Source organism: Burkholderia sp. PU8-34, from assembly GCF_053427725.1.
Genome location: NZ_JBSAXC010000020.1, coordinates 17,165 through 40,870 on the forward strand (window position 1 = coordinate 17,165; position 23,706 = coordinate 40,870).

At 68.3% G+C, this 23,706-nt stretch carries 24 protein-coding genes and 1 tRNA gene; 15 read left to right on the top strand and 10 right to left on the bottom strand.

Annotation, left to right across the window (positions count from 1 at the left end; genetic code table 11):
• Positions 1-398: 398 nt before the first annotated feature.
• The 7 genes from ACV22Z_RS30995 (at position 399) to ACV22Z_RS31025 (ending at position 7,992) form a co-directional block, all read left to right on the top strand.
• On the top strand, positions 399-1,085 hold the full coding sequence (locus ACV22Z_RS30995) for an orotate phosphoribosyltransferase (RefSeq protein WP_124598787.1): 687 nt from the start codon (positions 399-401) through the stop codon (positions 1,083-1,085).
• 291 nt (positions 1,086-1,376) lie between these two features.
• The gene (locus ACV22Z_RS31000; RefSeq protein ID WP_448080058.1) at positions 1,377-1,970 is read left to right on the top strand and encodes a YbhB/YbcL family Raf kinase inhibitor-like protein; all 594 of its coding nucleotides are present in this window, start codon (positions 1,377-1,379) and stop codon (positions 1,968-1,970) included.
• Positions 1,971-2,208: 238 nt separating this feature from the next.
• Entirely contained in the window at positions 2,209-2,781 is a 573-nt protein-coding gene (locus ACV22Z_RS31005; protein WP_448080059.1) for a flavodoxin family protein, read from the top strand.
• Positions 2,782-2,924: 143 nt separating this feature from the next.
• Entirely contained in the window at positions 2,925-3,875 is a 951-nt protein-coding gene (gene argC / locus ACV22Z_RS31010) for an N-acetyl-gamma-glutamyl-phosphate reductase (RefSeq protein ID WP_448080060.1), read from the top strand.
• 452 nt (positions 3,876-4,327) lie between these two features.
• Complete coding sequence (locus ACV22Z_RS31015) at positions 4,328-5,761, top strand: DUF2957 domain-containing protein (protein WP_448080061.1); 1,434 nt, start codon at positions 4,328-4,330, stop codon at positions 5,759-5,761.
• Between the two features lie 139 nt (positions 5,762-5,900).
• Positions 5,901-7,142: a DUF2957 domain-containing protein gene (locus ACV22Z_RS31020; RefSeq protein ID WP_448080062.1), complete on the top strand. Its 1,242-nt coding sequence runs from the start codon at positions 5,901-5,903 to the stop codon at positions 7,140-7,142.
• A 16-nt stretch (positions 7,143-7,158) separates the two neighbouring features.
• Positions 7,159-7,992 carry an OmpW/AlkL family protein gene (locus tag ACV22Z_RS31025; RefSeq protein ID WP_448080128.1) on the top strand — a complete coding sequence of 278 codons (834 nt, stop codon included), beginning with the start codon at positions 7,159-7,161 and terminating at the stop codon, positions 7,990-7,992.
• Between the two features lie 160 nt (positions 7,993-8,152).
• Here ACV22Z_RS31025 and ACV22Z_RS31030 read toward each other — a convergent pair whose 3' ends face one another.
• The 3 genes from ACV22Z_RS31030 to ACV22Z_RS31040 form a co-directional block, all read right to left on the bottom strand.
• Positions 8,153-8,311, bottom strand: a complete 159-nt coding sequence (locus tag ACV22Z_RS31030; protein WP_448080063.1) for a hypothetical protein — start codon at positions 8,309-8,311, stop codon at positions 8,153-8,155.
• A gap of 87 nt (positions 8,312-8,398) precedes the next feature.
• The gene (locus ACV22Z_RS31035; protein ID WP_448080064.1) at positions 8,399-9,037 is read right to left on the bottom strand and encodes a LysE family translocator; all 639 of its coding nucleotides are present in this window, start codon (positions 9,035-9,037) and stop codon (positions 8,399-8,401) included.
• Positions 9,038-9,142: 105 nt separating this feature from the next.
• Positions 9,143-10,012: an NAD(P)-dependent oxidoreductase gene (locus tag ACV22Z_RS31040; RefSeq protein WP_448080065.1), complete on the bottom strand. Its 870-nt coding sequence runs from the start codon at positions 10,010-10,012 to the stop codon at positions 9,143-9,145.
• Between the two features lie 92 nt (positions 10,013-10,104).
• On the opposite strand from ACV22Z_RS31040, the gene ACV22Z_RS31045 reads away from it, so the two are divergent.
• The gene (locus tag ACV22Z_RS31045) at positions 10,105-10,860 is read left to right on the top strand and encodes a Mut7-C RNAse domain-containing protein (protein ID WP_448080066.1); all 756 of its coding nucleotides are present in this window, start codon (positions 10,105-10,107) and stop codon (positions 10,858-10,860) included.
• A 74-nt stretch (positions 10,861-10,934) separates the two neighbouring features.
• On the opposite strand, the gene ACV22Z_RS31050 is transcribed toward ACV22Z_RS31045, so the two are convergent.
• Positions 10,935-11,171 (bottom strand): hypothetical protein, encoded by a 237-nt coding sequence (locus ACV22Z_RS31050; RefSeq protein ID WP_448080067.1) that lies wholly within the window; start codon positions 11,169-11,171, stop codon positions 10,935-10,937.
• Positions 11,172-11,596: 425 nt separating this feature from the next.
• On the opposite strand from ACV22Z_RS31050, the gene ACV22Z_RS31055 reads away from it, so the two are divergent.
• The 6 genes from ACV22Z_RS31055 (at position 11,597) to ACV22Z_RS31080 (ending at position 18,914) form a co-directional block, all read left to right on the top strand.
• A complete protein-coding gene (locus ACV22Z_RS31055) occupies positions 11,597-12,802 on the top strand; it encodes an efflux RND transporter periplasmic adaptor subunit (protein WP_448080068.1) in 1,206 nt (401 codons plus the stop codon).
• A gap of 1 nt (position 12,803) precedes the next feature.
• A complete protein-coding gene (locus ACV22Z_RS31060; protein WP_448080069.1) occupies positions 12,804-13,502 on the top strand; it encodes an ABC transporter ATP-binding protein in 699 nt (232 codons plus the stop codon).
• A 21-nt stretch (positions 13,503-13,523) separates the two neighbouring features.
• Positions 13,524-14,678 carry an ABC transporter permease gene (locus ACV22Z_RS31065; RefSeq protein WP_448080070.1) on the top strand — a complete coding sequence of 385 codons (1,155 nt, stop codon included), beginning with the start codon at positions 13,524-13,526 and terminating at the stop codon, positions 14,676-14,678.
• Positions 14,679-14,685: 7 nt separating this feature from the next.
• Positions 14,686-15,852 (top strand): ABC transporter permease, encoded by a 1,167-nt coding sequence (locus tag ACV22Z_RS31070; protein ID WP_448080071.1) that lies wholly within the window; start codon positions 14,686-14,688, stop codon positions 15,850-15,852.
• A gap of 253 nt (positions 15,853-16,105) precedes the next feature.
• A complete protein-coding gene (locus ACV22Z_RS31075; protein WP_448080072.1) occupies positions 16,106-17,446 on the top strand; it encodes an MFS transporter in 1,341 nt (446 codons plus the stop codon).
• Positions 17,447-17,504: 58 nt separating this feature from the next.
• Positions 17,505-18,914 (top strand): enolase C-terminal domain-like protein, encoded by a 1,410-nt coding sequence (locus tag ACV22Z_RS31080; protein WP_448080073.1) that lies wholly within the window; start codon positions 17,505-17,507, stop codon positions 18,912-18,914.
• A 179-nt stretch (positions 18,915-19,093) separates the two neighbouring features.
• On the opposite strand, the gene ACV22Z_RS31085 is transcribed toward ACV22Z_RS31080, so the two are convergent.
• From ACV22Z_RS31085 to ACV22Z_RS31105, 5 genes are all read right to left on the bottom strand, one after another.
• Positions 19,094-19,169: transfer RNA gene (locus tag ACV22Z_RS31085), tRNA-Ala, on the bottom strand.
• 50 nt (positions 19,170-19,219) lie between these two features.
• The gene (locus tag ACV22Z_RS31090; protein ID WP_448080074.1) at positions 19,220-19,570 is read right to left on the bottom strand and encodes a c-type cytochrome; all 351 of its coding nucleotides are present in this window, start codon (positions 19,568-19,570) and stop codon (positions 19,220-19,222) included.
• 11 nt (positions 19,571-19,581) lie between these two features.
• Positions 19,582-20,376, bottom strand: a complete 795-nt coding sequence (locus ACV22Z_RS31095) for a BON domain-containing protein (protein WP_448080075.1) — start codon at positions 20,374-20,376, stop codon at positions 19,582-19,584.
• 17 nt (positions 20,377-20,393) lie between these two features.
• Positions 20,394-20,978 (bottom strand): SIS domain-containing protein, encoded by a 585-nt coding sequence (locus ACV22Z_RS31100; RefSeq protein WP_448080076.1) that lies wholly within the window; start codon positions 20,976-20,978, stop codon positions 20,394-20,396.
• Positions 20,979-21,124: 146 nt separating this feature from the next.
• Entirely contained in the window at positions 21,125-21,589 is a 465-nt protein-coding gene (locus ACV22Z_RS31105; RefSeq protein ID WP_448080129.1) for a YraN family protein, read from the bottom strand.
• A gap of 46 nt (positions 21,590-21,635) precedes the next feature.
• Between ACV22Z_RS31105 and rsmI the strand changes: the two genes are divergently transcribed.
• Positions 21,636-22,514, top strand: a complete 879-nt coding sequence (rsmI, locus tag ACV22Z_RS31110; protein WP_448080077.1) for a 16S rRNA (cytidine(1402)-2'-O)-methyltransferase — start codon at positions 21,636-21,638, stop codon at positions 22,512-22,514.
• Positions 22,515-22,674: 160 nt separating this feature from the next.
• Here rsmI and ACV22Z_RS31115 read toward each other — a convergent pair whose 3' ends face one another.
• The gene (locus ACV22Z_RS31115; protein WP_448080078.1) at positions 22,675-23,277 is read right to left on the bottom strand and encodes a septal ring lytic transglycosylase RlpA family protein; all 603 of its coding nucleotides are present in this window, start codon (positions 23,275-23,277) and stop codon (positions 22,675-22,677) included.
• Positions 23,278-23,706: the final 429 nt, after the last annotated feature.

The window sequence follows — 23,706 nt, forward strand, 5'->3', positions numbered from 1 at the left end:
GTGCGTGGATCGAGGGGGTAATCGACTGCAACGGCCGCTGCGCGCCGGATTGGCGCGCGATCGAACCTCGGCGGGTGGCAAGAGGAAAGTACAAAGTACTGAGCGATTATTCTAGGGTCGCCTAGTGTACACCCCGCGCATGACGAACGTTGCTGCGTCGCCGCATCGCGAGCCTCGCGGCGCCACCCGATCAAGCCCCGTTTATTTCGGACTGTTCCGTACACGCCGGCAAGCACGCGCAAAGGCGTCGAAAACCGGCCCGAATCGGGTAAAATAGCGGGCTACGCGCGCAGCGATGCGGCCGGTCCCCCGGTCGCGCCCCGGCCCTCGCGGGCGGGTTCCCCTTGCTGCGCCACCGGGCCCGCGCCCGCTCCTCGCTCACCATCCAAGGAACGCCCATGACAGGCTTCGATCGTCAGACGATCTCCGACACGACCGCCAAAATCCTGCTCGAAGTGCAGGCGGTGCACTTCAACGCCGAGAAACCATTCATCTTCACGTCCGGCTGGGCCAGCCCGGTCTACATCGACTGCCGCAAGCTGATCTCGTATCCGCGCGTGCGCCGCGGCCTGATGGAAATGGCGGAAGCGACGATCCTGCGCGATGTCGGCTTCGAGCAGATCGACGCGGTGGCGGGCGGCGAAACCGCCGGCATCCCGTTCGCGGCCTGGATCGCCGACCGGATGATGCTGCCGATGCAGTACGTGCGCAAGAAGCCGAAGGGTTTCGGCCGCAACGCGCAGATCGAGGGCCATCTGGAAGAAGGCTCGCGCGTGCTGCTCGTGGAAGACCTGACGACCGACAGCCGCAGCAAGATCAACTTCGTCAACGCGCTGCGCACCGCGGGCGCGACGGTGAACCACTGCTTCGTGCTGTTCCACTACAACATCTTCAAGGAAAGCGTGTCGGTCCTGAAGGACATCGACGTCGACCTGCACGCGCTCGCGACCTGGTGGGACGTGCTGCGCGTCGCGAAGGCGTCGGGCTACTTCGAGACGAAGACGCTCGACGAAGTCGAGAAATTCCTGCACGCGCCGGCCGAGTGGTCGGCTGCGCACGGCGGCGCGACGGGCGCCCAGGAGTAATGCCGCGCCGGCGGACACGCCGGCCGCATGGCTCGACGAGCCGCTCGCCATCCGGCGAGCGGCTTTTTTTTCGCCCGCGCCGCCGCCTGTCCGTGCGCGTCTCGCCCGCCGTTGCGGGCTCCCGCCGCCGGCGGCTCCCCCGCACGCCGGGAAACCGATCGCGATCATGCGTCATTGCCTGCGTCGTTCATCGAACCCTAATGCTAGACTTGACCCATCGCCGCAGTCACCTTCGCAACAACAACGATGCCGGGCTCGGCGGCCCGGCCCACGTGACGGGAGAAGCGCCATATGCGTGTGGGTCGCCAGATCGCTCCGCCTGCGTCAACGCGTTGCCCGTCCCCGCTCGCCCTCGCCTTCCTTTGCGCCATCGGCTTCGCATGCCTGCCGGCACACGCTGACACCGCGTTCACCGTCACGAGCAGCGACCTGACGCCCGGCGGCCGGGTCGCCGCCGCGCAGGTGTTCGACCGCGGCGACTGCAAGGGCGCGAACCGCTCGCCGCAGCTGTCCTGGCGCAACCCGCCGCCCGGCACGCGCGGCTACGCGATCACGATGTTCGATCCGGACGCGCCGGGCCACGGCTGGTGGCACTGGGCCGTCGCGGTCATCCCGACCACCGTCACGAGCCTGCCCGCCGATGCAAGCGCATCGGGCTTCCTGCGGCGCATCGGCGCAAACGAGGCGCGCAACGACTTCGGCATCGACGGCTACGGCGGCCCCTGCCCGCCACCCGGCAAGCCGCATCGCTACGTGATCACCGTCTACGCGCTGAAGGGCACCGACCTGCGGGTCGGCCCGGGCCGTCCGGCGCCGATGTTCGAACACGAGATCGATACGGAGACGCTCGGCACCGCCACGCTCACCGTCAGCTACGGACAGTAGCGCCCACGCGCGTCGGCAGCCGGGCGGCGAAGCGCGTTGCCGCGCATTGCACTGCGCGGCCCGATTGCCTTCGCCGAAAAAACGCACTGCGTCGCGTTTCGTGCACATTCGCATCATGTCGCCTTGCTAGACTCTCGACGCCCGGGCGCTGCGCCATCCGCCGCACATCGCCGCGCACCGGCACCCGACGCGGCGAGCACGCGCTGGCCGCCCCCCGCTTCTTTCCGGAGAACGCTTCATGTCGAACATCGTCATCGTCTATCACAGCGGTTACGGTCACACGAAGAAACTGGCCGAAGCCGTGCAGGCCGGCATGCAGGACACCGGCGCGCACGCGCGCCTCGTTGCGGTCGGCGACCTCGACGACGCTGGCTGGGCCGCGCTCGACGCGGCCGACGCGATCGTCTTCGGCGCGCCGACCTACATGGGCGGCCCGTCGGCGCCGTTCAAGACCTTCGCCGATGCGACGTCGAAAGCGTGGTTCACGCAGAAATGGAAGGACAAGATCGCCGCGGGCTTCACGAACTCCGCGACGATGAACGGCGACAAGTTCTCGACGATTCAATATTTCGTCACGCTCGCGATGCAGCATGGGATGGTGTGGGTCGGCACGGGCCTGATGCCGGCCAACACGAAGTCGGCCACGCGCAACGACATCAACTTCGTCGGCGGCTTCACCGGCCTGCTCGCGCAGTCGCCGTCGGATGCGTCGCCGGACGAGGCGCCGCTGCCGGGCGACCTCGACACCGCGAAGGCGTTCGGCAAGCGCGTCGCCGACGCGACGGCCCGCTGGCTCGCGGGCGCGCGCTGAAGCGCTTCCCACGATAAAGGGACACAAGACGGCCCGCGGGCCGTCTTTTTTTCGCCCCGCGCGGTGCAGGCCCGCCGCATGACGTCTTAAAATGGCTGTTTTCCGGCGTGCGAGCGCCGTGGCCCCGTTTCAGAGAGAGCGAGATGAGCACCAAAGTTTTTGTCGACGGCCAGGAAGGCACGACCGGCCTCAAGATCTTCGAATACCTGTCCGCACGCAGCGACATCGAAATCCTGCGCATCGACGAAGCGAAGCGCAAGGACGTCGACGAACGCCGCCGCCTGATCAACGCGTCGAACGTCACGTTCCTGTGCCTGCCCGACGTCGCGTCGCGCGAGTCGGCATCGCTCGTCGAGAACCCCGATACCACGCTGATCGACGCGAGCACCGCGTTCCGCACGAATCCGGACTGGGCCTACGGCCTGCCCGAACTGGCACGCACGCAGCGCGAGAAGATCCGCACGTCGAAGCGCATCGCGGTGCCGGGCTGCCACGCGTCGGCCTTCGTGCTCGCGATGCGTCCGCTCGTCGACGCCGGCGTCGTCGCGCCGGCGTTCGCCGCGCACAGTCATTCGATCACCGGCTACAGCGGCGGCGGCAAGTCGATGATCGCCGACTACGAGAACCCCGCGCTGGCGAGCAAGCTCGCAAGCCCGCGTCCGTACGCGCTCGGCCTCGCGCACAAGCACCTGCCGGAAATGGCCGCGCACACGGGCCTCGCGACCGCGCCGATCTTCACGCCGATCGTCGGCCCGTTCCTCAAGGGTCTCGCGGTGACGACGTACTTCACGCCCGCACAGCTCGCGAAGCGTACGACGCCGCAGGACGTGCAGCGCATCTTCGCCGAGTACTACGCGGACGAAGCGTTCGTGCGCGTCGCGCCGTTCAATGCGGACGAGAACCTCGACGCTGGCTTCTTCGACGTGCAGGCGAACAACGACACGAACCGCGTCGACCTGTTCGTGTTCGGCAACGAAGAGCGCTTCGTCACCGTCGCGCGTCTCGACAATCTCGGCAAGGGTGCGTCGGGCGCTGCGATCCAGTGCATGAACCTCAACATCGGCGTGGCCGAGGATACGGGCCTCAAGCGCTGACCCAAGCGCTGACCCAAGCGCTGACCATCCTCGCATGCGATGCAAAGCCGGCCGCTGGCCGGCTTTTTATTTACCCTCGATTGGCAATAAAGCACCATTCGCGCACGCATTTACAATAATTTACAAGCTTTCCATTGCGCGATTGCCATCCAATTAATTCGCCACATTTTTATCCAGTCAATCCCGAATAGGGATAAACCGGATACCGCCGATTTAAACGCTGCCGATATACGCGCGTACGCGGCGAGCCTGCCGGGCGCGTCGCGTGGCGGCCACCCCGGGGGCACCCCGCAGCCTTCGCCACGTTTTAATTCTTACTGAAATCCGCTTGCCGAAAGGCTTCAATCGACGCGCGCTGTTTCAATCGTCTTTTTTAGACGAGTTCATCAATTGACAGCAAAAATCCGTGCAGCGACATTAGCTCGCACAATTAAACGATTGGAGACAGCGGCATGTCGCACGCCTTATCTAAGGGGGTGGCAACGGCCTTTGCCATCGCCCCTTTGCTGGTTGCATGTGGTGGGGGGGATTCCGGCGGCTCGCCCGCCCCGATCGAAGCGCCCCAATGTTCCGGTTCGAGCTGCGGCACGCAAGGGCCGCCGCCGTCGCAGCCCGTCAACGGCTCGCTGTGCCCGGCCGACGCCGACATCGTGAAGAGCACGTATCTCGGCGGCGCCGGTAGCGGCGAGATCGTCAGCGTCAACATCGATGCGGTCGCAATGACCTACACGCTCAAGTGGCTCGAGTCGCCGATCCCGCTGACGACAGGCACCGTCACGCCGACGCGCGCCGGCACGACGATCACCGGCAAGGTCATGCACCCGCCGACCGGCACGCTGCCGACTGCCGAGCAGACCCGTTGCGCGTTCATCTTCACGCCCGGCACGGGAACGGCCGGCAACGGCTCGGCCTATTCGACGGCCGCCGACTTCAACCCGTCGAACCCGCCGATGCTGCTCATCGGCATGGGCGTCGCGGGCGGCGGCATTCCGGGCGCGACGATCCAGTACAACGGGCTAACGATTTCCGTCGCCGGCATTCCGCTCTACCAGAACGTCGGTCAGGTGCCGAACCGCCACTTCGACTTCTATCCGTTCCTCGGCTTCGCGAGCACGACGACGGACCTGACGAAGCTGCCGGGCACGTACAACGCGCTGATCTACCACCTGGTGCCGTCCGGCAACTATGCGACGAAGGGCACGAACTCGAGCGAGACGTTCGATGCGAACGGTGCATGCACATCGACCGGCTCGTCGGGCTGCGAGACGACCGGCAATCCGTGGACGACGAGCGCGAACGGCGGCTACTTCGACAGCACGAACGCACCGCAGATCCTGCCGCAGACGAAGCTGCCGATCATCGGCGCGACCGGCAAGTCGGCGACCGCGCACATGGTGATCGGCCAGTTGAACGGCGCGACGGTGCCGGTGATCGTGCGCACGGGCAGCGTGTATCTCGGCACGGACGCAGCGCTGCACACCGACGCGAAGGTCGACGACGAATCGGGCATCGCGGTGCTCGGCAAGGCGACGGCGCTCACGTCGGGCGGCATCGACGGCGGCTACGCGGGCGCGGACTCGAACTTCAAGTACACAGCCGCACTGATTCGCGGCGCGAACGGCACGTTCGTGAACCCGACGACGCAAGCCGAGGAAGACGGCTTCACGCTGGACTACGGCCAGTCGACGCCGGGCCTGCTGAACGTGACGACGATGCCGCCGAGCGGCGCGAGCTACGCGGCCGGATCGGGCGTGATGATCGCCACGGGCGGGCTGTACGCGGCGCTCGTGCAGGGCACCGTGAACGGCGGCGTCACGTCGACGTCGGCGAATTCGAGCACGTCGTCGGCACCTTACTTCGGCGTGGGCGCGCAGATCAGCAAATAGCGGGCTTCAAGCGGTGACGACGCGGCGGCGCAAGCCGCCGCAACGAGGCGCCCGGCACGGCGCCGGCAGGGCGAAGCACAACCAAGAAGCGGCCGACAGGGAGCCGGCCGCCACACAAGACAAATTCTGGAGGAGCAACATGAAGCGGAACCTCATTCTGGCGGCGGCATGCGTCGCGCCCCTTCTTTCGGCATGCGGCGGCGGCGGGAGCGACGATCCGCCGCCGCTCGTCGAGGACCGGCTGTGCCCTGCCACGCTGGACTACAGCACCGTCTACACGGGCGGCGCCGGCAGCGGCGAGCTCGTGAAGCTCCAGCTCGACACGACCAAGATGACCTGGCAGGTCACCTACGTCGAATCGCCGGTGCCGCGCACGACCGGCACCGTCACGCCGACGCGCGCGGGCACCGTCGACAGCGGCACGCTCACGCAGGAAACGCTGCTGCCGACCAACAAGCTCAACCAGTGCGCGTTCCGCCTGAACGGCGCGAGCCTCGATTCGACGCGCCCGGCACGCATTTTCGTCGGCTACGGCGTCGCGGGCGGCACGATCCCCGGCAAGGAGATCCAGTTCGGCGGCGTGCTCGGCCAGGCCGCGGTGCCCGACACGAAGTTCCCGTACTACCCGTTCATCGGCTTCTCGTCGATCGAGACGAATATCGCGAACGTCGCGGGCAAATACAGCCACGTCGGCTTCGGCGAAGTGCCGTCGCAGAACTTCGCGCCGGCATCGATCGACGCGACGGTGACGATCAACGCGGACGGCACATGGACCAAGTGCGACACGACCGGCCAGTTCGCAGGCAGTTGCCGCCAGCCTGGCACGAACCTCGCGCAGTCGGCCGACGGTAGCGGCGCATTCCAGACCAACAACTACCAGAGCCAGTTGAAGCCGACGCTGTCGACGCTCCCGCAAGGCAAGGGCTTCATGATCGTCGGCAAGCTGCGCAACCAGCTCGTGCCGATCCTCGTGCGCACCGGGGTCGCGAACCCGAACCCGACGCCCGACAGCAACGGCGTGCCGGGCCTCACCGCCGACGACGAGTCGAGCATCTCGATCCTCGCGCCGCAGACGGCGATCGCGGTCGGCTCGCAGAACGGCGAATACATCGGCGTCGACAGCGCATTCAACTATCGGACCACCGCGCTGATCAACAACCAGGCGACGCTGCTCGACCCGTTCCAGCCGTCGCAGGCGTCGCTCGCGACCCCGCTCGACCTCGACTACACGCAGAAGGTGCCGGGCACGGTCACCACGGTCCACTCGGGCTCGGGCAGCACGACGCCGACCGGCAAGTTCATCTTTACTGGCGGGGTGTTCGGCTTCCTCGACAACGCGAGTTCGACGCCGTATTTCACGATCGGCGCATTCGTCCAGTAAGCGGAGGGAAGCCGTGATCAACAAGACCCTTCTGTGCGCGGCGGCCGGCGCCGTCGCGCTGGCGCCCGTCGCGGCGCACGCGCAGAGCGCCGGCAGCAACGTCGTCACGCTCGGCTGGTTCCACGTGATGCCGCAGCAGAGCAGCACGCCGATGACGACCAACGTCGCGCCGACGCCGATCAACACGCCGCTGCGGCTGCCGCCGTCGTTCACGTCGCCGGGCACCGGGCTGCGCACGAGCGGCGCCGACACCGTGGGCCTGACGGTCAGCCACTTCCTGACCGACCACATCGCAGTGACGTCGGTGGCCGGCGTGCCGCCGGTGTTCAAGGTGTCGGGCGAAGGCACGATCAAGCCGCCCGGCCCCGCCGGTGCGCTCGGCACGCAGAACATCGGGCTCGCGTCGGTGAACCCGATCGTGAAGAGCGTGCGCCAGTGGAGCCCGGCCGTGATCCTTCAGTACTACTTCGCACAGGCGAATGCACGATTCCGGCCGTTCCTCGGCCTCGGCGTGTCGTACAACTGGTTCAGCGACCTGCAGCTCAACACGAACTTCATCAAGCAGACGCAGGACAACCTCGGCGCGATTCTCGCCGCGGGCGCGGGCAAGCCGGGCGTGACGTCCGTGGAGGCGAAGGCGTCGTCGTCGTGGCAGCCGGTGTTCAACGCGGGCCTGCAGTACAACATCACCGAGCATTTCGGGCTCGTCGCGTCGGTGACCTACATCCCGCTGAAAACGACGTCGACGGTGACGATCAAGGCGGCCGACGGCACGACGCTGGCCGAGTCGAAATCGGACCTGAAGGCCGATCCGATCATCAGCTACGTCGCGATGTCGTACAAGTTCTGACGGCGGCCGGGGAAAAACGGGCAAAAAAAAGCCCGCCTCAGAGGCGGGCTGAATCCATATCAGAGGAGACATGGAGGAGACAGGTGCAACTATAGCGAAACAGTTTCCGCAACGCAACATTTCCGTAGAGAAAATAAGGATTTTCCCTCGAATGCCGGCTCTAAACCGCCTTTTCTTCTGACCCCGCCTGATTTTCGCGGTCGATCACCTCGGCCAGCTCGTCCGCAGCGGTGCGATCGGCGGCAGTGGCCGCGCCCGAAACACCGTCAGAAAAGACGGTCGCCCAATGAAAAAATCCCCGCATGGCGGCATCCGCCATGCGGGGATCAGTCTGACGATTTCGTGACGCGCCGCCTGCTGTCGAGGGCGGGCCGTCGAACCTGTAACGGCGGGCGGCGCTCGGCGCTCAGTGCCGAACCAGCGCCATCATCGCGCCGAAGCCAACGAACAGGCCGCCCGTCAGCCGGTTGAACGTCTTCGCAACGTTCTGGCTCTTCAGCGTCGCGCCGATGCGCGTGCCGAACGACGCATAGACGAGATACCAGCTCACCTCGATCACCGCGAACGTGACGACCAGGACGCCGAACTGCGGCAACGTCGGCTCGGACGCATTGATGAACTGCGGCAGCAGCGCGGCGGCAAACAGGATCGCCTTCGGATTGCTGCCCGCGACCAGGAAGCCGTTGCGGAACAGCACCCAGCGCGACGCCGGCTCGGCCTGGCGCGGCACCGATTCGACGCCGGCGGCCGGCGCGTCGTCGACGCGCGCGCGCCACGCCTTCACGCCGAGGTAGATCAGATACGCCGCGCCGGCGAAGCGCAGCGCGTTGAACATCGCCGGCCACGCCTCGAGGAACACGCCGAGACCCGCCGCCGACACCGACAGCATCAGCACCAGCGCACTCAGGCAGCCGGCCATCGTCGCCGACGAGCGCCGCAGCCCGTGCCGCGCGCCGTGCGTCATCACGAGCAGCATGTTCGGGCCCGGAATCGCCGACACGACGAACACCGTCGCCACGAAAAGCCACCACGTATGCAAGCTCATCTCCGCCTCTTCCTGAAGGAAACCGAAAGGTCGATTATGCCGCGTGCGGCGCGGGTTTGTCCCGCGCCACTCCCCGCGCGCCCCCGCGCCCCCCGCGTCCCCGCGTCAGCGGCCCGCGCGGCGCGACGCCACTTCGCCGAGCACCGCGAAGTCCAGCTCGCCGCCGCCATGCGCAAGCGCGTCGAGCAGGTTGTCGCGCACGAGGCTCGCGACCGGCAGCGGCACCGACACCGCGTCGCCTGCCTCGAGCGCGAGCCGCACGTCCTTCAGCCCGAGGCGCGCCTTGAAGCGCGCCGGCTCGTAGCGCCGCTCGGCAATCATCGCGCCATAGCCTTCGTACACCGGCCCCGGAAACACGCTGCTCGTGATCACGTCGAGGAAATCGCGCATCGCGACGCCGTGCCCGGCGAGCAGTGCCGACGCCTCGCCGAGCGTCTCGATCGCCGACGCGAGCGTAAAATTCGCGGCGAGCTTCGCAACGTTCGCGTGCTGCGGCAGCGAGCCGAACCGCCAGGTCTTCTGGCCGATCGCGCCGAACACCGGCTGCATCCGGTCGAGCGCTTCCGCCGGGCCGGCCGCCATGATCGTCAGCCGCGCGGCCGCCGCGACGTCCGGCCGCCCCATCACCGGCGCGGCAATGTAGTCGAGGCCGCGCGTCGCATGCCCGTGCGCGAGCGCTTCGGCGAGCGCGACCGAGATCGTCGCCATGTTCACGTGAATCAGCCCGCGCGGCGCCTGCGCGAGCAGCGCGTCGTCGAACACCGCGCGTGCGGCCGCGTCGTCCGCGAGCATCGAGAACACGGCATCGCCGCGAAACGCGTCGGCCGGCGCGTCGACCACCTGCGCGCCGAGCGCCGCGAGCGGCGCGGCCCGTTCGCGCGACCGGTTCCAGACCCGCACCCGGTGCCCGGCCTTCAGCAGGTTCGCCGCGATCGCCAGCCCCATTTCGCCCAGTCCGATAAATCCGAGATCCATCGCTCGCTCCTTCGACAAGTGAAGCCCGGAGTTAAACACAGCCGCGCGCAACTTGCAGGCACCGCCGCCACACTCGATGCGATACTGCGCGCATGGCAACCGCGACCTTCCGTTTCCACGGCGAACTGAACGCGTTCCTCGCGCGCACGCAGCGCGACCGCGCGTTTGCCCGCGCGTGTGCGAGCGAGGCGACCGTCAAGCACATGGTCGAGGCGCTCGGCGTTCCTCATACGGAAGTCGGGCAGCTGCGCGTCAACGGCGCGGCAGCGCCGCTCGACCGGCGACTCGCGGACGGCGACTGCGTCGACGTCTACCCGGAGCGCGCGCAGCCGCTGCTGGATGGCACACCGGCTGGCGCACAAACGCCCGCGCCCCCGGAATGGCGCTTCGTCGCCGACGCGCACCTCGGCGGCCTCGCGCAACTGCTGCGCCTCGCCGGCTTCGACACCTGCTACGACAACCATTTCAGCGACGACGAAATCGCTGCGCTTTCCGCCCACGACGGCCGTGTCGTGCTCACCCGCGACCGCGAGCTGCTCAAGCGGCGCGCGGTGGCCCGCGGCTGCTACCTGCATGCGCTCCAGCCCGCCGCGCAGCTGCACGAGCTGTTCGCGCGGCTCGATCTCGCGCCCCACATGCGGCCGTTCCGCCTGTGCCTGCGCTGCAACGTGCCGCTGCACCCGCTCAGCGAGGCCGACGCGGCGGCGCGCGTGCCGGCCGGCGTCCGGCAGCGCCACCGGCGCTTCGCCGCGTGCGACGTGTGCCAGCGGGTGTTCTGGGAGGGCTCGCACTGGCGGCGCATGCGCACGGTGGTCGACGCGATGCGGGCCGTGCCGCCGCGCGCCTGAAAAAACACAACCCCGCATGCGTGAACATGCGGGGTTGTGTCTGGCGGCCGGCAGCCCGGCCTCGGGCGAACGACTTAGTTCTGCGTGCCTGCGTCGTTCGTGCCGGCGGCCGATGCCGCGGCGGCCTTCGCCTTGCCCTTCGCCGAGCCATGCTGCTTCAGCTGGTGCTTCGGCTTGGTGTGATCCTTCTTCATCGGCGCCGGTGCGGAGGCAGCCGGTGCTTCAGCGGCCGGCGCCGAAGCCTGTGCGAATGCCGAAACCGATGCGAGTGCGAATGCTGCGGTCATGATCGAAGCGAGCGTCTTCTTCATTGTTCTTCCTTTAACAGGGAAAAAATCAAACGTACCGGTGAACAGATGCGAGGCATTCGCATCGGAACGTCAGCCACGCCGGGGGTTTCCGGTCGCCGCCGGGCAGGTCGGCTTGCGCATTCCTGTCGCGACGAAAACTGACGCACTGGCTCCATAACGCATCGCGCTCGCGCTGAGTTGACAGCCCGCTTGCGGGATCCGGGCTTTCCCTGATACGCACCTGGTATGCACGCGCGACCGGGCCGGTCGGCCCGCGATCGGTATGAAGATACGCGCCGGAAGCAGGCTCGCGCGCTGCCGCGGCGACGCTATACTGGCCTTCTTCCGTCCCTTTCCTCGGAACCCCGGAAACCGGATCGCGATCGGTCGTCGCCCATGCCGCACGGTGCCGCCGCGAACGCGCCGCCGGCACGAGGCACCCCAAATTGCCCGATCACAATCTGGACAGGTTGAAAATCGACCGTCGGCCGACCGCAACCGCCACGCGGCGGCGCCCGTGGCTCCACTACGCAATCATTGCCGCGCTCGTCGCCGTGGCGATCGGCGCGGGCATCGTGCTGACCGGCCGGCCGGCGGTCGAGACGACGGCCGTGACCACCGCCTACCCGTTCCAGAACGACACGATGCTCAACGCGACCGGCTACGTCGTGCCTCAGCGCAAGGCCGCGGTCGCATCGAAGGCGCAGGGACGCGTCGAATGGCTCGGCGTGCTCGAAGGCACGCACGTGAAGAAGGACGAGATCATCGCGCGCCTCGAAAGCCGCGACGTCGCGGCGGCCCTCGCGCAGGCGATCGCGCAGGTCAGCGTCGCCCGCGCCAATCTGGCGCTGCAGCAGGCCGAATTGAAGGATGCGCTGATCAGCCTGCACCGCAGCGAAATCCTCGCGCCGAAGGGTGCGCTGCCGGCCGCGCAATACGATTCCGACGTCGCCCGCGTGAACAAGGCGCGCGCGTCGGTCGCGAGCGACGAGGCCGCGATCGTGTCGGCCGAAGCCAATGCGCAGGCCGCGCAGGTCGCCGTCGACCAGACCGCGATCCGCGCGCCGTTCGACGGCGTCGTGCTCGAAAAGCACGCGAACGTCGGCGACAACATCACGCCGTTCTCGTCCGCGTCGGACAGCAAGGGGGCCGTCGTGACGATCGCCGACATGGACACGCTCGAAGTCGAGGCGGACGTGGCCGAATCGAACATCGCGCGGATCCGCGCGAACCAGCCGTGCGAGATCCAGCTCGACGCGCTGCCCGACCAGCGTTTCGCCGGGCAGGTGTCGCGCATCGTGCCGACCGTCGACCGGTCGAAGGCGACCGTGCTGGTCAAGGTGCGCTTCGTCGACCGCGACGCGCGCGTGCTGCCGGACATGAGCGCGAAGATCGCGTTCCTGTCGAAGCCCGTGTCCGCGCAGGGCCGGCAGCCGGTGACGGCCGTGCAGGCGAGCGCGGTCGTCGAACGCGGCGGCCGGCAGGTCGTGTTCGCGGTGAAGGACGACACCGTGCACGAGACGGCCGTGACGACCGGCGCGCGGATCGGCGAACTCGTCGCGATCCGCGGCGTGAAGCCCGGCGACGCGCTCGTGCTCGCGCCGGGACCGAAACTCGAGGACGGCGCGAAAGTGACCGTCGCGAAGAAGTAGCGTGAACGCCCCGCCCGCCCCGCTCGTCGAGATCAGCCATGTCGCGAAGTCGTACCGGCGCGGCGTGCAGACCGTGCCGGTGCTGACCGACATCACGCTCGACATCGGCGAAGGCGACTTCGTCGCGCTGATGGGGCCGTCGGGCTCCGGCAAGAGCACGCTGCTGAACCTCGTCGCGGGCATCGACCGGCCCGACAGCGGCGAGCTGCGCGTCGGCGGCCTCGACATCACGCGGCTCGCGGAAGCGGCGCTTGCCGAATGGCGCGCCGCGCACGTCGGCTTCATCTTCCAGTTCTACAACCTGATGCCGGTGCTCACCGCGTACGAGAACGTCGAGCTGCCGCTGATGCTGACGAACCTGCCGCGCAAGGCGCGGCGCGAACGCGTCGAGCTCGTGCTGGACATGGTGAATCTCGGCGACCGGATGAGCCATTACCCGTCCGAGCTGTCGGGCGGCCAGCAGCAGCGCGTCGCGATCGCGCGCGCGCTGATCACCGACCCCGCGCTGATCGTCGCCGACGAGCCGACCGGCGACCTCGACCGCGCGTCCGCGACCGACGTGCTGTCGATGCTGCAGCGGCTCAACGCGGAGCTCGGCAAGACCATCATCATGGTGACCCACGACGCGCACGCGGCCGCTGCGGCGAAGGCGCTCGTGCATCTGGAAAAAGGGGAGCTGATCGATGGGCAGCCCGGCTGAGCGCCGTCGCGGAGCCGCGCGATGTACATGCTGAAGCTGATCGCGCGCAACGCGCTGCGGCACAAGCTGCGCACGCTGCTGACCGTGCTCGGGCTGACCATCGCGGTGCTCGCGTACGGGCTGCTGCACACGGTGGTCGACGCGTGGTACGCGGGCGCCGCCGCGGCGTCGAGCGCGCGGCTCGTCACGCGCAACGCGATCTCGCTGGTGTTTCCGCTGCCGGTGAGCTACGAGAACCGGATTCGCGGCGTGGACGGCGTGACGGCCATCGTCCGCTCGAACTGGTTCGGTGGCATCTACCGCGACCCGAAGAACTTCTTCGCGAGCTTTGCGGTATCGGACAACTATCTCGACCTGTACCCGGAGTTCATCCTGGGCGCGCAGCAACGCGAAGACTACCAGCGCGACCGCAAGGGCTGCCTCGTCGGCCGGCAGCTCGCGACCCAGTTCGGCTTCAAGGTCGGCGACGTGATTCCGCTGAAGGGCACGATCTACCCGGGCACCTGGGATTTCGTCGTGCGCGGCATCCTCGACGGCCGCGACGAATCGACGATCACGCGCCAGCTCGTGTTCCACTGGGACTACCTGAACGAGTCGGTGCGCAAGACGACGCCCCGCCAGGCCAACCAGGTCGGCGTGTACGTGCTCGGCATCGCGAACCCCGACGATGCCGCCACGATCTCCCGCAACGTCGACGCCATCTTCAGGAACTCGCTCGCCGAGACCCTGACCGAAACCGAGCAGGCCTTCCAGCTCGGCTTCGTCGCGATGTCGAACCAGATCATCGCGGCGATCCGCGTCGTGTCGTACGTGGTGATCCTGATCATCATGGCGGTGATGGCCAACTCGATGGCGATGAGCGCGCGCGAGCGCACCGTCGAATACGCGACGCTGAAGGCGCTCGGCTTCGGGCCCGGGTTCCTCGCGCTGCTCGTTTTCGGCGAGTCGCTCGTGATCGCCGCGATCGGCGGCAGCCTCGGCATGCTCGCGATGCCGCCGGCCGCGCACCTGTTCAAGCAGGCGACGGGCGGCGTGTTCCCGGTGTTCAACGTGTCCGCGCAGACGCTTGCATTGCAAGCGGCGTGCACGCTCGCGGTCGGCGTCGCGGCGGCGATCGTGCCGGCCTGGCAGGCCGCGCGGGTGCGCGTCGTCGAAGGCCTGCGGGCGATCGGCTGAGCACCCCGTGGCGATCCCGCTCACCTACATCGCGCGCAACCTGTGGGCCCGCCGGCTCACCACCGTGCTGACCGCGGGCGGCCTCGCGCTCGTGGTGTTCGTGTTCGCGACCGTGCTGATGCTCGACGCGGGCCTGACGAAAACGCTCGTGTCGACCGGCGAGCCCGACAACGTCGTGATCATCCGCAAGGGCGCGGAAACCGAGGTGCAGAGCGCGATCGACCACCAGCAGGCGAACGCGCTGGAAATGCATCCGTCGGTGGCCCTCGGCGCCGACGGCCGGCCGATGGCGTCGAAGGAAACCGTCGTACTGATCTCGCTCGTGAAGCGCTCGACGGGCAAGCCGTCGAACGTCGTGATTCGCGGCGTGTCGCAGGCGGGCCTCGGGCTGCGGCCGCGCGTGAAGCTCGTCGCCGGGCGCATGTTCACCGCCGGCTCGTCGGAAATCGTCGTCGGCAACGCGATCGCGAACGGCTTCAGCGGCACGCAGATCGGCGATCGCCTGCATTTCGCGCAGCGCGACTGGACCGTCGTCGGCCGGTTCGACGCCGGCGGCAGCGGCTTCGATTCCGAGATCTGGGGCGACGTCGACCAGCTGATGCAGTCGTTTCGCCGCACCAGCTTTTCGTCGATGGTCGTGCGCATCCCGGGCGCGGACGCGTTCGCGCGCTTCAAGGCCGGCATCGACGTCGATCCGCGCCTCACCGACGAGGCCAAGCGCGAGCAGACGTTCTACGGCGACCAGTCGAAGACGCTGTCGAGGTTCATCAACATCCTTGGCATGACGCTGTCGACGATCTTCTCGATCGCCGCGATGATCGGCGCGATGATCACGATGTATGCGTCGGTCGCGAACCGCGTCGCCGAAATCGGCACGTTGCGCGCGCTCGGCTTCAAGCGCGCCAACGTGCTCGCCGCGTTCCTGCTCGAGGCGCTGCTGCTCGGCTTCGTCGGCGGCGTCGCCGGGCTCGCCTGCGCGGCGCTGATGGGTTTCGTGTCGTTTTCCACGACCAACTTCCAGACGTTCTCGGATCTGTCGTTCCGCTTCGTGCTCACGCCGGGCATCGTCGTGAAGACGCTGCTGTTCTCGGTGACGATGGGGCTGATCGGCGGATTCCTGCCCGCGATGCGCGCCGCGCGGATGAACATCGTCGACGCGCTGCGCGCGCGGTGACGCATCGATTCAAAACCTGCATCGATCAAGTCAGGAATTGGCATGAAATGCGCAATTTCGCCATGCAAGAATGATCCGGACGTCCTGCCGCCGTGACGCGTAGCTGCTTGCCGCGGCGGTGACGGCGTCCGGCCAGCGGGCGGGCGGCGGCTTTCCGCCTGATCCGCCCCCGGCCGGCAACACCCGACACGACATCGAGCGCGCGCGACGCGCCTGCCGCACGACGGCACCTTCCGCTCTCGGAGGAGACAACATGAATCCGCTCCAAGCGTTGCCGGCGTCCGCGTCGGCGACGGCCCGGCGCACCCGCGTGCGCTGGCTCGTGCTGGCCGTGCTGTTCGCGGTTACGACCATCAACTATGCGGATCGCGCGGCGATCGCGATCGCGGGCCCGAGCCTCGCCCGCGCGCTGCACCTGAGCCACGTGCAGATCGGCTTCATCTTCTCCGCGTTCGGCTGGTCGTACGTGATCGCGCAGTTGCCCGGCGGGTGGCTGCTCGACCGCTACGGGTCGCGCGTCGTCTATGCATGCAGCATCTTCTTCTGGTCGCTGTTCACGCTGCTGCAGGGCGCGATCGGGTTCTTCGGCGGCGGCGCCGCGTTCGCGCTGCTGTTCGCGCTGCGGTTTTGCGTCGGCGCAGCCGAAGCGCCGTCGTTCCCGGCCAACAGCCGGATCGTGTCGGCGTGGTTCCCGGCCCCCGAGCGCGGCACTGCGTCGGCGATCTTCAACGCCGCGCAATATGCGGCGACCGTCGTGTTCGCGCCGCTGATGGGCTGGCTCGTGCACGCGTTCGGCTGGCAATCGGTGTTCGCCGTGATGGGCGTGCTCGGCTTCGCGTTCGTGCTGGTATGGAACCGCACCGTGTACGACCCGAAGGATCATCCGCAGATCAACCGCGCGGAGCTCGACTACCTCGCCGACGGCGGCGCGCTCGTCAACATCGACCAGGCGACCGGCCAGCGCGACGGCGGCCCGCAGTTTCGCCACGTGAAGGCGCTGCTGAAGAGCCGGATGCTGATCGGCGTGTACGTCGCGCAGTACTGCATCAACGCGCTCACCTACTTCTTCATTACGTGGTTTCCCGTCTACCTCGTGCAGGCGCGCGGCATGTCGATCCTGAACGCGGGGCTCGTCGCGTCGATTCCGGCCGTGTGCGGGTTCCTCGGCGGCATTCTCGGCGGGATCATCTCCGACGCGCTGCTGAAGCAGGGCCAGTCGCTGTCGATCGCGCGCAAGGTGCCGATCGTCGTCGGCATGCTGCTGTCGATGTCGATGGTCATCTGCAACTACACCGACTCGCACGTGCTCGTCGTGCTGTTCATGGCGCTGTCGTTCTTCGGCAAGGGGCTCGGCGCGCTCGGCTGGGCCGTCAACGCCGACACCGCGCCGCGCCAGATCGCCGGCCTGAGCGGCGCACTGCTCAACACCTGCGGGAACCTGTCCAGCATCACGACGCCGATTGCGATCGGCTACATCGTCGACCGCAGCGGCTCGTTCAACGGCGCGCTCGTCTATGTCGTCGCGCACGCGCTCGTCGCGGTGATCTGTTACGTGTTCGTCGTCGGCGAGATCCGCCGCGTCGAGCTGAATTGAACGCGGCGGGCCGCGCCGGCGCGTCCGGGCGGCCCTGCCGCCAGCCAGGAGCGAATCGATGTCCGAATCCCGCCGTGCCGGCGCGCCGCCGGGCACCCCGCGCGTCACGCGCATGCAGGTGATCCCCGTCGCCGGACGCGACAGCATGCTGCTCAACCTGTGCGGCGCGCATGCGCCGTTCTTCGCCCGCAATCTCGTAATCCTCACGGACAGCAGCGGACGCACGGGTGTCGGCGAAGTCCCGGGCGGCGAAGGGATCCGGCAGGTGCTCGAACGGATGACGGATCTCGTCGTCGGCCAGCCGATCGGGCGCTACCAGGCAACGCTCAACGCGGTGCGCGCGGCGCTGTCCGGCAACGGCGCGGCGGCCGGCCGCACGATCCGGCACGAGGTGACGTCGGCCGGCGAAGCTGCGGTGCTGCGACAGCCGCACGAGATCAACCTGCGGCTCGACAACGTGATCACCGCGATCGAAGCCGCGCTGCTCGACCTGCTCGGCCAGTGCCTCGACGTGCCGGTCGCGGCGCTGCTCGGCGAAGGCCAGCAGCGCGACGCGGTGCCGATGCTGGCCTACCTGTTCTACATCGGCGACCGGCGCCGCACCGACCTGCCGTATCGGGACGAAACCGGTGCGGCGCACGCGTGGTTCCGGCTGCGCAACGACGAAGCGCTGACGCCCGCGGCGATCGCGCGGCAGGCGGAGACGGCCGTGGAGCGTTACGGATTCGCCGATTTCAAGCTGAAGGGCGGCGTGATGGCGGGCGCCGACGAGATGGAGGCGATTGCGGCCATCAAGTCGCGCTTTCCCGACGCACGCGTGACGCTCGACCCGAACGGCGCGTGGTTGCTCGACGACGCGGTGGCCCTGTGCCGCGGACAGGGCCACCTGCTCGCGTACGCGGAAGACCCGTGCGGGCCGGAAGCCGGCTATTCGGGACGCGAGGTGATGGCCGAATTCCGCCGCGCGACCGGCATCCCGACCGCGACCAACATGATCGCGACCGACTGGCGGCAGATGGATCACGCGGTGCGCCTGCAGGCGGTCGACATCCCGCTCGCCGATCCGCATTTCTGGACGATGCAGGGCTCGGTGCGGCTCGCGCAGCTGTGTCGCGACTGGGGGCTCACGTGGGGCTCGCACTCGAACAATCACTTCGACGTGTCGCTCGCGATGTTCACGCACGCGGCGGCCGCAGCGCCCGGCACGATCACTGCGATCGACACGCACTGGATCTGGCAGGAAGGCGACGCGCGGCTCACGCGCGAGCCGCTGGCCATCGTCGGCGGCAAGGTGGCGGTGCCGGAACGGCCGGGCCTCGGCATCGAGCTCGACATGGCGCAGGTGGAAGCGGCGCATGCGCTGTACAGGCAGGTCGGCGGCACGGCGCGCGACGATGCGATCGCGATGCGCTACCTCGTGCCGGGGTGGACGTACGATCCGAAGCGGCCGAGTTTCGGGCGGGGGTGAGGGGGACGGCGGGCACGGCGGCGGGTGCGCGCTGCGCCGCGCTGTCGATTCCGACGTTCACGACGCTCTACAAGCTGCTCAGCCGGTCGCCGTTCGGCGGCCGGCTTGCTGCCCGCCTCGTTACGCCGATTTACAAACAAAAAGGGCCCGACCTTGCGATCGAGCCCTTCGAATGCTGTTGGTGGAGCGGAGGAGGATCGAACTCCCGACCTTCGCATTGCGAACGCGACGCTCTCCCAGCTGAGCTACCGCCCCAACAGACACCAATCATACACACGCATTTGCACGCTTGACAATAGGGGTCGTTACTTCGTTGGCGCCCCCGCCAGCACCCATTCGACGACCGAGCGGATGTCCGCGTCGCTCATGCGCGGATGCGCGGGCATCGGGATCGCGCCCCACACGCCGGAGCCGCCCTCCTTCACCTTTTTGGCCAGCTTCGCCGCCGCCTGCGGGTCGCTCTTGTAGCGCGCCGCGACGTCCTTGAACGACGGGCCGACCAGCTTGCGGTCGACCGCGTGGCAGCCCATGCACGCATTGCTGCGCGCAACCTTCAGACCGTCGCCGACGTCCGCGTGCGCGACCGTACCGAACGTGCCGGCGACGAGTGCCGCGGCCGCAACACCCTGCACCATCCAGTGTTTCATCTGCTTCATCTGCCTGACCATCATTGCGGCGCCGCCTTCGGATTGCCGGGATGCACGTTGGACGAGTTCGAGATCGGCGCGGGCGGCTGCAGCGGTGTCGCCGTCACCGACGTATCGGGCACGGCGCCGACCGTCGCGTTGTCCGCCGGTGCGGCCGACGTCGCCGCGGCGCCGCTTGCGGGCATCGCTGCCTGCAGCGCCTGCGCGTCCTGCAGCTTGATGTACTGGAACACCTTCACGACCTTCTCGACGCCCGGCACCTGGCTCGCGACTTCCGCGCCGCGATTGCCTTCGTCGACCGTCACGAGACCCAGCAGATAGAGGTTGCCGCGCTCGCTGACGACCTTGTAGTTGTTCGCCGAGATGTCCTTCTCGGCGATCAGCGCGGTCTTCACGCGCCCTTCGAGATACGAGTCGTTCGCGCGCGACGACAGCGACGCGGCCGGCTCGACCGACAGCTCGTTGACGATGCCGTTCACGTTGTTGATGCCGCGCACGATTTCCTCGGCGCGCTGCTTCGATGCGTCGTTCGGCACCTCGCCCGTCAGAAGTACGCGGCGGTTGAACACCGTCACGTTCACGTGCGACTCGTCCGGCAGCCCACTCTTGATCTGCGACAGCGCCTTGACCTGGATCTCGCGGTCCTCCGTCTGCGCGCCGAGCGTGCGGCGATCGGTCGCAATCAGCGCACCGCCGCCGGCTGCCGCTCCCAGCACGCCGAGCACGCAGCCCTGCAGCGACATGGCGGCGCCCGCCATCAGCGCGGCCAGCAACGTGGTTCTGACGAGCGTCTGTTTGACGCGGCTTTTCTTCATCGACGGCTCTCCTTCGTTCAATCCTCACCCAGCAGCATCGCGTCGATGCCGTCGCACAGGCAGTGGATGGTCAGCAGATGGACTTCGTGGATGCGCGCCGCGCGTTCGGCGGGCACGCTGATCGGGATGTCGGTGTCGGACAGCGCGGCCGCGAGCGCATGGCCGCTGCCGCCCGTCAGCGCGACCACCGTCATTTCGCGCTCGTGCGCCTCGTCGACGGCGGCCAGCACGCGCGGCGACGCGCCGGTCGGGTCGAGCACCAGCAGGATGTCGCCGGTCTGCCCGAGCACGCGCACCTGCTGCGCGAACAGCTGCTCGGGCGCCATCGCGCCGGTCAGGCCCGCGTGGGACGCATCGGTGGCCAGCGCGATCGCAGGCAGGCCCGGCCGCTCGCGCTCGAAGCCGCCGACCAGCGACACGGCGAGGTATTGCGCGGCCGCGGCCGACGGGCCGTCGCCGCACGCGACGATCTTGTTGCCGTTCGCCAGCGCGGCGAACATCGCGTCGACCGCGGCCGCGATCGGCAGCGACAGCGCGTCGGCGGCTTCGACGTGAAGCGCGGTGCTGTCGCGGAAATGTTGCTGAATACGTTCGACTGACATCGATTCCTGATCGGGTACAAACGCGTGATGGACATCGCGCGACATCATGAGTGCGGCGAGTTTACCGTACTCCGGGGCCTCGTCCGGGGGCGCGGCAAGAACTCTTTACATCTCGTCACAGCTCGCGGCGATCCTGGCGAGCACGGCTATCCGTCGTCGGCACGGAATGCGTCGCGCAGCCAGACGAGCTGCCCGGCCTCGAACGCGACCACATCGAAGCGGCACGGCGCGCCGGCACCGTGCCGCACCCAGAACCGCTGCGCCGCCGCCACGAGCCGCCGGCGCTTGCGCCAGCCGATGCTCGCCGCCGCACCGCCGTGCCGGACGCTGCGCCGCGCGCGCACCTCGACGAACACCAGCGTGCCGTCCGGCTCCCGCATCACGAGATCCAGCTCACCGCCGCGCATCGTCACGTTCGCCGCGACGAACGCGAGCCCGCGGCGCTCGAGAAACTGCCGCGCCCGTGCCTCGAACGCCGCACCGATCGACTTGGATCGCGCCGGGCCGGAAAAGTTGTCGTCACAGTTGTCGTTCCGCACGGGCGCCTGCGCCCCTGCGCGCACCGGATCGCCCCTGCCGCCGCCCGATCCGGCGCGCGCCCCGTGGCACAATGCCGACCTTGTTCCGCTTGCGCCGCGCCCGCGCGCGCTGCCCGCCATGACTGCCCTCCTCGAACTTGCACACACGCAGCACTACCCGGCCGCCGCGCTCTACATCGTCGCCACGCCGATCGGCAACACGGCCGACATCACGCTGCGCGCGCTCCACGTGCTCGGCCTCGCCGACCGCATCGCCGCCGAAGACACCCGCAACACGGGCCAGCTGCTCGCCCGCTACGGCATCTCGAAACCGCTCGTCGCCGCGCACGAACACAACGAACGCGAAGCGGCACTGCGCGTGATCGAGCACCTGCGCGCCGGCGAGCGCGTCGCGTATGTGTCGGACGCCGGCACGCCCGGCATTTCGGATCCGGGCGCGCGGCTCGTCGACGCGGTGCGCGCGGCCGGCTTCGCGGTGATTCCGCTGCCCGGCGCGAACGCGGCCGTAACCGCGGTAAGCGTGGCGGGCGACTGGGCCGGCACGTTCACGTTCGCAGGCTTCCTGCCGCCGAAGGCGAAGCAGCGCGCCGCCGAACTCCAGACGCTGGCCGCGCATCCGTACGCGCTCGTGTTCTACGAGGCGCCGCACCGGATCGTCGAGACGGTCGCCGCGCTCGCAGACGCATTCGGCCCCGCGCGCCGGCTGCTGATCGCGCGCGAGTTGACCAAGCTACACGAGCAGCTGTTCCAGGGCACCCTGGCCGAAGGGCTGACGTGGCTCGAAGGCGACGCGAACCGGCAGCGCGGCGAGTTCGTGCTCGTCGTCGAAGGCGCACCGGCCGACGACGGTACGGCCGACGAAACCGCGCACGATGCGCTGCTCAAACTGCTGCTGGAAGAAGTCCCGGTGAAGAGCGCCGCGAAACTCGCAGCCGCGCTGACGGGCGCGCCGCGCAACGCGCTGTATGCGCGCGCGCTGGCACTGAAGGACGGTTGAGGACGCGCGGCCGGGCTGCGGGCTGCGGTCTGCGGGCTGCGCGACACCCGCCGCCGAGCCGCCGGAAACCGCCGCGCCGAAATGAAAAAGGGCTGCCCGAAGGCAGCCCTTTTTCATGTGCGGGAGGTCCGCGCCGCGTTTGCGGCGTTGCCTCGCGGCGTTACTTCACAGAGTTCGACGCGAGCATCTCGTCGCGTGCCTCGCGTGCTTCCTGCGGCGACAGCCCCTCGATCTTCACGCGCCCGGTGCCTGCGTGGATGAGGCCGATCACCTTGGCGGCCGCGTACGACAGGTCGAGCACCCGGCCGCGCTTGTACGGCCCGCGATCGTTGACCTTCACGACGACCCACTTGCCGTTCGTCGGGTTCGTCACCTTGATGTAGGACGACAGCGGCAGCGTGCGGTGTGCGGCGGTGAGCGCGTTCATGTTGAAGCGCTCGCCGTTCGCGGTGCGGCGGCCGTGGAAGCCCCTGCCGTACCACGATGCCCTGCCGGACTGCCGGAAGTCGGACACGTCGGCGCCGTCGATCGGCTGCGCGTCCGCCAGCGACGCGCTCTTCGTGTCCTTGCTATCGGCCGGCATCGATGCCAGCGCCGAATCGAAATTCAGTTGCGAGTTGTTGCCCGCATTCGCGGTGTCGGTCGTCCTGACCGAGTTCTTCTGGTTCGCGCTGTTGGTCGTCTGGCTGGGCTGCACCGCACAGCCCGTTAGCGCGAGAAATACTGCCAATGTCCCGAATCGGCTCGGAAATCGAAAATTCATCGACGTGTCGCCTTCTGGTTCGGGCCGCTCCTTCTTCAACGTTGATACGCGGCCCGGACGGCAAATGCGCGCACGCCCGGCTCGAACGCGAGCAGGCGGCATGCATGGGCGCGGCTATCGTACTCGCCGCAACCGTCCTGATTATCTTTCACGTCTGGCGCAACCTGTCCCCGGCAGCCTGACCAGACCCCACATGCCGCCATCGAACATGGCTTTCACGTTCGCGCGCGTTGCAACAGCCAACGCACAGGAACGGCGGCACAGGCCTCATCCGGCGTCGCGGCAGCAAGGCCGCAGCGGGCGCGCAGCACCCGGCCGGACAAGACGTGAGCACCGAACGCTCGGTGCTGGATTCGCCGCCGGACTCCCCGGCGGCCGATGCTTTGACGGTGCTCATGGCCCCTTGAAAACGGGGCTCGAACACCAGCG

Coding starts and splice junctions, on each gene's coding strand:
- ACV22Z_RS30995 (WP_124598787.1), top strand. CDS start 399: ATGACAGGCTTCGATCGTCAGACGATCTCCGACACGACCGCCAAAATC.
- ACV22Z_RS31065 (WP_448080070.1), top strand. CDS start 13,524: ATGTACATGCTGAAGCTGATCGCGCGCAACGCGCTGCGGCACAAGCTG.
- ACV22Z_RS31035 (WP_448080064.1), bottom strand. CDS start 9,037: ATGAGCTTGCATACGTGGTGGCTTTTCGTGGCGACGGTGTTCGTCGTG.
- ACV22Z_RS31030 (WP_448080063.1), bottom strand. CDS start 8,311: ATGGCGGATGCCGCCATGCGGGGATTTTTTCATTGGGCGACCGTCTTT.
- ACV22Z_RS31115 (WP_448080078.1), bottom strand. CDS start 23,277: ATGAATTTTCGATTTCCGAGCCGATTCGGGACATTGGCAGTATTTCTC.
- argC (WP_448080060.1), top strand. CDS start 2,925: ATGAGCACCAAAGTTTTTGTCGACGGCCAGGAAGGCACGACCGGCCTC.
- ACV22Z_RS31020 (WP_448080062.1), top strand. CDS start 5,901: ATGAAGCGGAACCTCATTCTGGCGGCGGCATGCGTCGCGCCCCTTCTT.
- ACV22Z_RS31050 (WP_448080067.1), bottom strand. CDS start 11,171: ATGAAGAAGACGCTCGCTTCGATCATGACCGCAGCATTCGCACTCGCA.
- ACV22Z_RS31005 (WP_448080059.1), top strand. CDS start 2,209: ATGTCGAACATCGTCATCGTCTATCACAGCGGTTACGGTCACACGAAG.
- ACV22Z_RS31040 (WP_448080065.1), bottom strand. CDS start 10,012: ATGGATCTCGGATTTATCGGACTGGGCGAAATGGGGCTGGCGATCGCG.
- ACV22Z_RS31015 (WP_448080061.1), top strand. CDS start 4,328: ATGTCGCACGCCTTATCTAAGGGGGTGGCAACGGCCTTTGCCATCGCC.
- ACV22Z_RS31090 (WP_448080074.1), bottom strand. CDS start 19,570: ATGAAGCAGATGAAACACTGGATGGTGCAGGGTGTTGCGGCCGCGGCA.
- ACV22Z_RS31100 (WP_448080076.1), bottom strand. CDS start 20,978: ATGTCAGTCGAACGTATTCAGCAACATTTCCGCGACAGCACCGCGCTT.
- ACV22Z_RS31000 (WP_448080058.1), top strand. CDS start 1,377: ATGCGTGTGGGTCGCCAGATCGCTCCGCCTGCGTCAACGCGTTGCCCG.
- ACV22Z_RS31075 (WP_448080072.1), top strand. CDS start 16,106: ATGAATCCGCTCCAAGCGTTGCCGGCGTCCGCGTCGGCGACGGCCCGG.
- rsmI (WP_448080077.1), top strand. CDS start 21,636: ATGACTGCCCTCCTCGAACTTGCACACACGCAGCACTACCCGGCCGCC.
- ACV22Z_RS31080 (WP_448080073.1), top strand. CDS start 17,505: ATGTCCGAATCCCGCCGTGCCGGCGCGCCGCCGGGCACCCCGCGCGTC.
- ACV22Z_RS31045 (WP_448080066.1), top strand. CDS start 10,105: ATGGCAACCGCGACCTTCCGTTTCCACGGCGAACTGAACGCGTTCCTC.
- ACV22Z_RS31095 (WP_448080075.1), bottom strand. CDS start 20,376: ATGAAGAAAAGCCGCGTCAAACAGACGCTCGTCAGAACCACGTTGCTG.